Consider the following 10270-nt stretch of genomic DNA (forward strand, 5'->3'; position numbering starts at 1 on the left):
GTCATTGAAATTATCGGCCGCGGCCTGTCTGGTACGGATGTTGGCTGCGGTGCTGGGGCTGGTGCTTGGGCTCATTGCGAGCGCGAGTTACGCAGAAGAGCGCATTAAATTCGGCTGGGTCATGGCTCGTAGTATGGTGCTGGATGAGAATGGTCAGCCGATTCTTGTCGAGTACAACGAGCAGGGTGATGAGATTAAGGTGCTGCAGCTTCCTGAGAGCTTTACCGGCTCGGTTGATTCGCTTGAAGTGTTTTCAGTCAGGGACTACAGAGAGCAGCAGCAAAAGCTGATCCGGTTCAAGGTTGACCAACCCGCCCTCGCTGCTGGTGCTCAGCTGTTAAGTCGCGAAGAGGCGGTGACCACGGCACTCACGATGGCTAACGGTACCACCCAGATAAAGCTGAGCGACTCGAACCTGAAAACCTCTACACGGAGTCTGCTGGTGCTCGGTCAGGCGGACCGGCTTTTGAACGATGCTGACGCTATTATTCTTCAGCAGTACCCCTTCGATCTCACTCAAGCGAATATCGTTCCCGGTAATTCCAAAAGCATCCTGGTGAATGATCTCGGCCAGGTGATTGCCAGTTCGCCGTATGTTATCGCGCCGAGAGTAGGCTTCCACGGTACACCTGGTGAAGCATCCAAAAGCCCACTTGGCTTTGATCCCGAAAAAGACGAGATTTTTGGTCCGGTCGTGGGCATTCCGGTCGATATGGGAGAGCTGCTCTACCCAGGCGCTAAAGGCGCAACAGACGAAGACGGCAAATACGTTCTGAGGTACAGACTGCTAACCTGTCCGCCCGGCGGCTTTGAATTCATGACCGATGTTTGGGCGCAGCTCAAATATCAAAACTTCAGCCCTCTGGGTAGCGCCTCGTTGCCGTACTATCTGCGTGGCCGGTCATGGGATTACTGCTATGCCTACATCGACCCCTTCACCAAGGATCTGATCCAGCAACCTGCAGTGCAGCCAGCACAGCGAATCAATCTCTACGTCGACGTTATGTTCCTCACCGGCCAACTGCAGATGGAGAACGCGGGCGACGGCTCTAGTGTGCCCCTTGGCGACGTAACTCGCTCACAGGCTTTCGATGCGAGCACCAACGCGGCGGCTACGGCAAGCGACTGGTACGACTTCGACAACGATGGCCAAGCTGATCGACCTGTCATTGGTCGCATGGCAGACATACCCGATGACGGCACCGCTGATTTGGTATTTGTAGAAGATGACACGGGCGATCTTCAGGGCATCTATCTCAGCTCTAACGACAAGGCTGAGGCTCCCGCCGAAAGCGGCACAGCGCCAGCACCCGATCTCATCCGACTGCTGGACGAAGACCGCACCCGCAGGCTGAACGAGAACACAGGCTTGCTCAGCAGTATCAGTCGTGATGACCTGCAGAATACCGACGTGCTCGTGTTTCGCGCCGCCACGGGTCAACTTGTGCTGGAGCGCAAGGGTCTAGGTCATGCCGAAGTCCGGGCCGGCGAACTGGCTGTCAATGAAGAGGGTGTCGCTGGTTATCGCCTGATGCTGCGCGGACCTGCCGATTCTGCTGCCAACGTTGGCGCGATCAACCGGACAAGTTCATTCGAAGAATGGGCCACCGGCTACCAGCTGACCGAGCCGTTCCAGAAGCGGGAGTCCTTCCACCTTCAGCCCGGCGAATGGGTTGAGGTCGTTGCGATCAACCGCAGCACCGGCTATATGGGCACCTCGCGCGTGCAACTCAAGAGTGTCGGTGATACAGGCTCCACAGGCCTGAGTGTCACTCTCGAGCCCATCGTGATGCGTCCACCCAACCTGAAGGTCTGGGCAGAGCGCATGTACAACGTCGAGCAGGGCCTGCAGGCTGGCGAAAGCCGTTCGGGTCAGATCGTCAGCGCTGAAGGTGCGAGCCTGCTGAGCGATCAGAGCGTGCGCGTCTTTACCGAATGGCTGGATCACGATGGTTCACCGCTGCCCGAAGGCTTGTCAGCGGTCGATGGCGCACAGTACGGCCTCACCGGGCGATTGGCGAAGGTGGTGGCCCCTAACGTGGTCGCCACGACTAGCAGCAGTAACATTGCGGCATTCCCGATCGCACCCGGCCGTCAGACCCAGATACTGCAGTGGAAAGACACGCAGGCCCTGGCAGAGCATTACTACATCCAGGTGATCGGCCAAGCCAAGAACCAGGAGTGCGCGCAGTGCGCCAGTTTTGATAAATCTGGTGCCGATGCCGACGCGGATGCGCCTCTGGACACCCGGCCACAGTACATCACACCATTCCTGGTGCCACAGTACGACGAACAGAAAGGCTGGCTCGCCTACCGTGAATATCGCCGTCTGCTCAAGGCCGGTCAGGAAGCAACTGCTGCTGGCACGCCAGGCGACACGGCTGCCCCAAATCGACCGCTGCCGAGCTACGCCTGGACCTATCGCCCTGAGTACCAATTCAGCCGATTCAGTCTCGAAGTGGATGCGATTAATCGTGTGAAGATCACCGACCCGCTGACTGGCAGTGAGGACAAGGACGATATTCTTGATGCGACCAGTCCGGTCATCACCTCTTCAGACAAACTCATCGAAGTATTGTACTCACTCATCGGCCCCGAGTTCGGACGGATTGCGCCGATCGACGGCGGTCAGGACCTCGTGCTGGCCCTGGGCGAACACGAAACCAGAGTCACCAAGGGCGAAGACCAGACCCTGCGCATCGACAACATCGAGCACCTGGCGAGTCTGGATCCCGAAGACTTCCTGACCATGCGCCTGTATCTGAACCAGGATGCAGGGAACGTGCTGTGGGAGTATGCGTTTGAGCATCTGGTGCTGGGCACACAGCTCGCTGCGTATGATGCCTCGTCAGGCGAGACCTTGTATGTCAGCGCGGATGACCCACGCGTACCGCTCGAAGCTGTGCTCGTAGGCTATGCTGGCCGCACGGACAAGACCCCGATCAAGGTGCGTTGGAAGGCGACTGGTGGCGCCACGCTGACGCAGGAGTATGCCATCGACCATACCTATGGCATCTTCGCCAACGAAATCACGCTGCCGCCGAATCGCGGCGCGATCTCTAACGTGTCTGTGGAGCTATTAGATGCTGGCGGTGCCACGGCGACATTGCCGCCCATCGAAGTTCTCGCCGGCGAGCCGACCACCATCGAGGTCGATCAGCCGAATCTTATTGTTTCGGCTGCCGAAGCCAATGACACGACCTTGAACATCCTGGTAAAGGACAAGCACGGGAACCCCGTGGCCGCCGACACCGGCGTCAGTTTCTTCGTCGCCGACAGCCTGCACGTGGTCAGCACCACAGGTGCCACCGACGACGCCGGAAAAGCGAGCCTCACCTTCCGTGGCGGCAGCATTGCAGAAATGGCCAGCATCAAGATCAATGCTGGGCAGGTGAGCACCACCGTGCCGGTCGAGGTGAAGCCGCTGAAAATCGAATTTGTTGATGCCGAAGCGACGCTGTTTGCTGGCGCGACAGAAAGCTTCACTGTACGAGTCACGAACTACCTCGATCAGCCAGTCAACGGGGTGACCGTAGCGCTGGGATCAAGCTATGGCTTCCTGTCTCAGACCGAAGTGACCACCAATGCCAGTGGTGAAGCCAGCGCAACGATCACTGCGCCAGGCTCCGATGGGTCGGGTGAACTTACCGCCCAGGCCGGCCGCAGTCCATGGCAGGTCCAGCCTTTCGAGGTGGTGTATCCGCAACAAGAGCTTCGTGATCTGGAAGTCGACCATGCCATGATGGTAGGCGATACCAGTACGGCTGGTGTCATCGACCACGTCCGTTATGATTCCACCGCTATTGCCCTGCCGTTCAAGACCAGCGCAACCATCAAGGCCCTGGGTCAGCCAGGTGATGCCGTCACCGTAAAGATCGGCGACTTCCGCGATCCCAACCTGGCGCCCCTGGCCGCCTATTATCTCAATGAGCTGGATGGTCAGCTGGTGCTGGACGAAACCGGACGCTATCCACTGTCGGCGCAGTTTGTCACGCAAGCTCGGGGCACACCAATGGGCGGTGGCCGCAGCCTGCGCTTCTCCTCTGTAAACCAGACGATCGACGGCGAAGTGCCCAGCGTGCTCTGGACTGACTCCGCCCCGGCGCTGAAGCGCCTGAACAGCATTGGTTTCAGTATCGACCTCAAGCCCACTGAGCGCGACAGCGCAATGGTCAGCGGTACCGTCGTCGATCTCGGCAACGGTGCCCAAACCCTGCAGCTGCAGAGCGACGGCACCCTGGTCTACCGCGTCCGCACCGATACCGGCAATTACATCGTTCGCAGTGCGCCAGTTGGCGTGAATCAATGGCATCGGGTCGCGGCCCGCTACCACAACGGCCAGGCAGAACTCTGGGTCGATGGCACGCTTACGCAGATGCCCGCCAGCGGCGTGCTGACTTATAGCGATAGCGGCCGCACCCTGGAAGTCGGTAAGGGCTTCGAAGGTCAGCTCAACAGCCTGAAGTGGTTCGACTGGAGCAGTGCGCCAGTGATGACCTTTGCTGATGGCAGCACGCAGACGACCGTGACCGTCGGCCCAGACAACTTTACCGATCTGACGCTGCAGAGCACGGGTGCGATGGGTGCTGGCAATAGCCTGCTCACGACTATGCGGGTCGCGGTCCATACCGATCAGGTGCGGCAGTATGCTTCGCTCGTTTCACAGGCCGGCTTTGCCGTACTGGCGGGTCAGTACGCGGACACGCTTGACCCGAATGCACCACCGATCAACGTGGCAGGACTGACACCGACCTACAGCATGCTGGGTGTAGCGCAGTACGTGCCGCCGCGGCCAGTGCAGATTCCGTTTATCAGCCAGGCGCATGCGGCTGATGGTGAGAGTAACTTCGCGCTCGGTCTCATCAGCTGGATTTTGCCGATCGAGGACTTCGGTATCGTGATCGTACAGCTGGGTTATCTGGTGAGTGATCCTGAGAAATTCGATGGCCTTGAATTCTCCATCGCAGCCGTCAATGTCATCACGATCTTTCCGCCTGCGAAACCGCTGAAGGTCATCACGACACCGCTGCGTGCGCTGCTGCGCAAGCTGAACGATGTAAACCCGAAGTTCGCAAAATACTTTGCCGGCTATCTTGGCAAAGTGGTACAGCGCAGTAAGACCGGCGACTTCAGCCTGCTGTGGAATAGCTTGCCGTTCCTGGCCTTGGCCGTTGAGCTATACGAAGACGAGGACTCGAGAAAAGGCCTGGAGTTCATGTTCAGCACCATCAACAGTGCCGATGACGTGGTGTCGTGGGTGGATTATCTCGCGCTGCCGGCCAACGGCTGGGAAGGTGAGGGCGAGCCGCCGACGGTGCCGGCTTTTGCTGACGGTGCACCTGCTACGGCGTTACACAATTTACCTTTGAACTGGTTGATGCCGCAGGCGCATGCCGCACCCATGGCTGGGGTTACCAGGATATCAAAATCAGTACTCGGCAATGCCCTAGTGCACGCCAGCGCCCACATTGGGAAAGAAAGCCTAGAAGGAATGGCCGACGCATTAAAGGTATTCAACAGATCTCTGCGCAAAGCTTCCGCTCGCGACATGCGGCGCTACGCTTTTAGTCCAGAGCTGCTCGGGATCGCGGGCGGTGCGATGTTGCGTCGTGCAGGTGTCAAAACCTTTGAGGCCGTGTTCTCCAACGCAAAGAACACGCGCTATCACATTGCTGCTTTACTGCCTATGTTGGCCTACCTTGAGTATGAAAATACCTGCGGCCGGGTCCTCCAGGAAGAGACTAAGATGCCGGAGGGAACTACCCCGCCTCAATTGGAAAGCGATCGCCTTAAGTGCGGGGGCAAAGGTTTCGATAATAATATCCGAAATCTTGTGTATCGTAAGATGGCGACTGCATTCATAGATAAAGGCAACAAAGATCTGTCAGAAGAGGATCCAAAGAAATCCGAACGAATTTTAATTTTTGCTTCAGGCCATGGAGCGCTGTTTCATCTTGAGCAACTTGCTTACCATCAGGCGCTATATCGGGTTGGAAAAGGTTATAAGATGAAGGCAAGTGAAGCATTTAGGTACGTGGCCTTCTTTGAGAATGAAGATGCAACGCCTAATGCGCCGGCTATTCAGCTTCTTCAAGGAGAAGTTTTTAAGCGAGAACGATACGTGGATATAGTTCTTGAAGACAGTGAGAAAAAGGAAATTTGGATTGAGTTAAAGTCCTATGCGGCGAAGAGTAAGATCAAGATCACTGAGCCCGACTTCGGAAAGATTGGGCGATGGCACTTAGCTAAGAAAGATTCTAACGCCCCGAAAGGTACTTACCCAAGCCTTCATAGGCAGTTTGTAATTGACAGAACAGCCAAGAAACTGGGCGGTGCTTGGCTAGCGAAAAACCAGTCCGAAAATAAGGATATAGACGTTCTGGTCGCTGTGTCCAACTTCGAATGGCGCTTCCAGAAGTTTAAGGTTGAGAACCGCCGAAAGAAGCCAACGACATTCGTTTACAGTCTAGATCCCGGTGCACCAAACGTTGCTGGTACAGCTCGGGCCCTGCTTGCCCAATTGCCGGAGGTTTCGGCGGGTCAGACCGCAATGGTTAAGACTTCGGTGGGAACGAGTTCGCTTACCAACATGGACGCCTACGTCGTTGAGTCTGGCATTCAAACGACGTTAAAGACGCTCTTGCCTCAGCTTGGCTATAGTCTCATCACACAGGCGGTCGAAGACATTGTTTTGGAGGAGTAAAAATGGCGCACATGCTGTATCAGCTGCGGACTGACCGGAGAGTGCAGTGGGAGTTACTCGAAGAACGGATGAAAAAAGCTGGCGCGACCCGAGCTAATCTCCACAAGTGCCGAAAATTGTTTTTCGACAATGATTCCAATGGGCGGTTTCGATGGGTGGATCGATTCTGGTTCTATTTCAACCCCACATTTGACGGTTGGCAGCATCTGTTTGATCACGAGTTAAACGAAAAGCTTAGCGACCAAGATTTCAGGGATCTTAATAGATTCCTGTGTGGTCAACTTGCAGACTATTTTTTTAGCACAGAAGATCAGCAATACTATTTCGACGAAACATTCGGCGCCGCGTTTGACGCGAACAGGAAATTTTCTCTTCGCATAAATGGGGAAGAGGAAGCACGCAAAGTGTGCTTGTCTGCGGACGGAATTTTCCAGCGGCTAGTTCTAGATCTTTCGACATGGTTAAGGGAAGGCCCCTCCACCAGCAACTATAGAGGAATACTTGCGGGTCGATTGCCTTATCTCGAGTCGCTTCTTTCCCATATTGACCCAGTCGTTTTCAGCGTCTGCGATGAGCTTCCAATCGAGACTAGAGATGGCATTACACGTGCAAAGATCACCCGTGGTTCTATAAAGAATATCTTTGAGCGCGCGGTTGAGTCGACTGATAACGCGAGCTTTGATGCTATGCCACTAGCCAAAGCCGTTACCGAACTTTTGATGGCTCATGCCAAAGATTTAGGAGATATGGCACTTCTCTACCAAGGCGCTAAGTCTCAGGCAGGACGCGCTTAGGTGTTACGCCTCAGCGGAAGGTTGAAGTTAAGCCTTCTCACATCAATAGGAGGCGGTCGTTTGGTTGAGCTTTCGAGTATGCCGGGAGGCGAAGTGGGCGGTATTGTCATCGAGTGCAGATTTACATCTTCTGATCGACTGCTCTGGGTCCCGATTCTCAAAGGACTTGCGAAAGGAGAAAATGGGGCTCTTCTTCAGGATCGAATGGATATCTTTGGCCCAGAAGTGGCACAACATCTTGAGGTTCTTTTGGAGCGATGGCCAAGCCACTATTTCACTGCTCACGAGGTCGACTATGCCGGGGATGAATTTGTGATGCAGCTCTTAGTGTCATCTGCCGATGCAATAAACTTCACTAGGTCTTTTTCAAGTCTTCTAGCCGCTTGTGGTGCGCATGAGCTCAACTGCAGTGTTATTGATCTGAGTGGAGATTGACCGGACATTTGGCGGCCCCAGCCTGCGCTTCTCATTAAGAATTTGGGGCCACTGCAAAAACTAATTGAGCTGGATGAAGCCATGACGCCTGACTGGCTTCGTGATTACGAGCAAAGATTCCAGGATTATATAGAAGGCGCTATAGGTGATGACCTGATGGATGGCCTAGGTCAAATAGAGGTGCCCGAAAGTGTACTTCCGGAGGCGTGCGAGGGCTGAGACATATGACCAAAGGAAATCCGTTCAAGCACAGATGGCAACTGGAGAGTCCAGAGTGGGTCAAGCAGCGTAAGCGGGAATGGCCATCGGTGAAACGCAATCTTGAACAAAGTGGCGTGTCAGTGAAGGCAATGAAATTTTTCAAGGCATTCTATGTGGAAGGCGTGGAGCCGCCGAACGTAGTACCTGGCACCTTTACTAGGATAGATTTTTACCCAAAGCATCGTCTATTTTTTACGCCATCAGAAACGGAAGAAGAAGTCCGAGAGGTCTTCGATTCGGCTTTCCCTAGCGACTATAACTCGATGCTAGTCTCTGCCGCAGCAGGCGCAGCAGGTTTGATCGCCGACGGTAATGAATTTGGATATGCAGGAGAACAGGAAAAGCTTATCGCCCACGCGCTGTTTCCCAAGGAGCATAATGAGGACGACGAAGTTTACTGGGGCAAGGAAACATGGAAGAAATATATTCCTGCTGAAGAGTTTGTAGAAAGATTTATAAGTAGGGCTTATGCGTTTCTAGTGGGCACGACAGGAAGAAATACCGAAATCGTGCGCCATACCTACGAACACTTTTTGAGTAGCTTGCGTTTTCTCGAACACCAAGGTGTTTCTTTTCATGATCATAGTCTCCCCGCACTACTGAGCTGCCTCTTCAACTTCGTGGAGCCCAGAGCAGCAATAGGTGAGGCCTCGCCTGCTCGTCTTTTTGCCGAAAAACTACAAGCGCGTCTATCTGACGATGATGCGCCTAAAAGTATTCAGGAGGCGATAGTTGCGCTAGGGCCAAACCGCGTTTGGGAGTTTCCACGTCATCAAGTGCCCGAACAGTTACCCCTATATCCCGCACAGCTGCTGGCAAATGAATGGACAGCGCCATTTCCGAGAGCACTTCATGGAATCGAACCGCTAGAAGCGCTTGCTGCGCTTGTGCAGAGTGCACAACGGGTTGGTCTGCTGCCTGCAAATATGATTTTTCCCGCGCCAGAACAGTGCAATTTGCGAGGCTGGCTCAACGGGGGTTTGGTGGAGCGCATGGGCTTTGGCCTTGCTGAAGACGTTCCAGCCTATCGTTTTAGGTTCTGGTTTTCACCGACTGAGCATCTTAGCAATCGAAGTGATGCTCGTCTGGGTCTCGAGGTCTTTCTGCCAGTATTGCCGAAAGGGCGTGCGATTGACGAGATAACGCCGACTTTAATCTATTACCCCCGACTATCAGCTGATTATCATGAGTATTTCCCTAGTATTGTTTTATTGCTTAAAGAGCGTGAGTTTCGGCGGGCCTTATACACTTCGACCGGAAAGCATTTGCTATTTTATCACCCGGAAGTAAGTGACGAAGTATATGCTCTAGAGTTTTCGGAGAACCCTATGCTCAAGCTGGGTTACTTCATGCTCGAAGATATGAAGAGTGGTTCTCTGGAGTTGGCTCTTGAATCTCCTGAAATCGCCCAGTGGCAAGGGCCGTCTTTACCCCAGGCAGATATCAGCCGGGTTTATCAAGATGTGTGACCATATCGCTGTGCTTGTGGAGTTTGAGTCGCAAGAATTGCGGGATACCATGACCTTTCTAATCGAAAAAGGTTCTCGGCCCGACTTCGATGACGACCTTGAAGAATGGCAAAAACCCTTGTTTGAACAAGTAGAAGATCTTGAATACCCCGACGAGCTTGGTGATGTAGGGGAAAAGGGTCTGTTTCTTCATTGGTGGGAAATCGAAGCGACCCTTTCAGATCTGGATCAGAAGTTTCAGGCTTGCCAAGGCCGCATCGTGAAGGCGTACAAGCGTGGCGGAGAAGATAGCTATATTGACGGGAGTGTGGGGGATCGATTGTACCGATGTGACGCGGATCGTTTGAAGCGAGTCGATACCAAAAAGCAGTCACTGAAGATGCCCGCAGAACTGCCCGAGAGTCGCGATTCAGTTTATTTGACGGCTTTGCTGCAAGATTTTTAGCGCGTCGCTTCGATCCTCAGAAGGATCAAGTCTTCGGTCCGGACGTTGGCATCGTCGTGAACACGGATGATCTGATTTATGGTGTAGAAGCGTAACGGATGAGGAGGGCAAATACTTTCTCCGATACAGACTACCGACCTGTCCACCCGGCGGGTTTGAGTTT

5 protein-coding genes are annotated in these 10270 nt (G+C 54.2%); all 5 read left to right on the forward strand.

Going from position 1 to position 10270, the window contains the following annotated elements; all coding sequences use genetic code 11:
* The first annotated feature begins 4 nt into the window (after nucleotides 1–4).
* The 5 genes from ACH3PB_RS05275 to ACH3PB_RS05295 all read left to right on the forward strand — a co-directional run bounded on the left by ACH3PB_RS05275 (nucleotide 5) and on the right by ACH3PB_RS05295 (nucleotide 10107).
* Nucleotides 5–6703: a hypothetical protein gene (locus tag ACH3PB_RS05275; protein WP_416398390.1), complete on the forward strand. Its 6699-nt coding sequence runs from the start codon at nucleotides 5–7 to the stop codon at nucleotides 6701–6703.
* Between the two features lie 2 nt (nucleotides 6704–6705).
* On the forward strand, nucleotides 6706–7497 hold the full coding sequence (locus ACH3PB_RS05280; RefSeq protein WP_416398391.1) for a hypothetical protein: 792 nt from the start codon (nucleotides 6706–6708) through the stop codon (nucleotides 7495–7497).
* A 60-nt stretch (nucleotides 7498–7557) separates the two neighbouring features.
* Nucleotides 7558–7932, forward strand: coding sequence for a hypothetical protein (locus ACH3PB_RS05285; RefSeq protein ID WP_416398392.1), 375 nt, complete (start codon nucleotides 7558–7560; stop codon nucleotides 7930–7932).
* A 224-nt stretch (nucleotides 7933–8156) separates the two neighbouring features.
* Nucleotides 8157–9662: a hypothetical protein gene (locus tag ACH3PB_RS05290; RefSeq protein WP_416398393.1), complete on the forward strand. Its 1506-nt coding sequence runs from the start codon at nucleotides 8157–8159 to the stop codon at nucleotides 9660–9662.
* A 49-nt stretch (nucleotides 9663–9711) separates the two neighbouring features.
* The gene (locus ACH3PB_RS05295; protein ID WP_416398394.1) at nucleotides 9712–10107 is read left to right on the forward strand and encodes a hypothetical protein; all 396 of its coding nucleotides are present in this window, start codon (nucleotides 9712–9714) and stop codon (nucleotides 10105–10107) included.
* The last annotated feature ends 163 nt before the right edge of the window (nucleotides 10108–10270 follow it).

The sequence above is a fragment of the Allohahella sp. A8 genome, assembly GCF_047946665.1.
GTDB lineage: Bacteria > Pseudomonadota > Gammaproteobacteria > Pseudomonadales > Oleiphilaceae > Allohahella.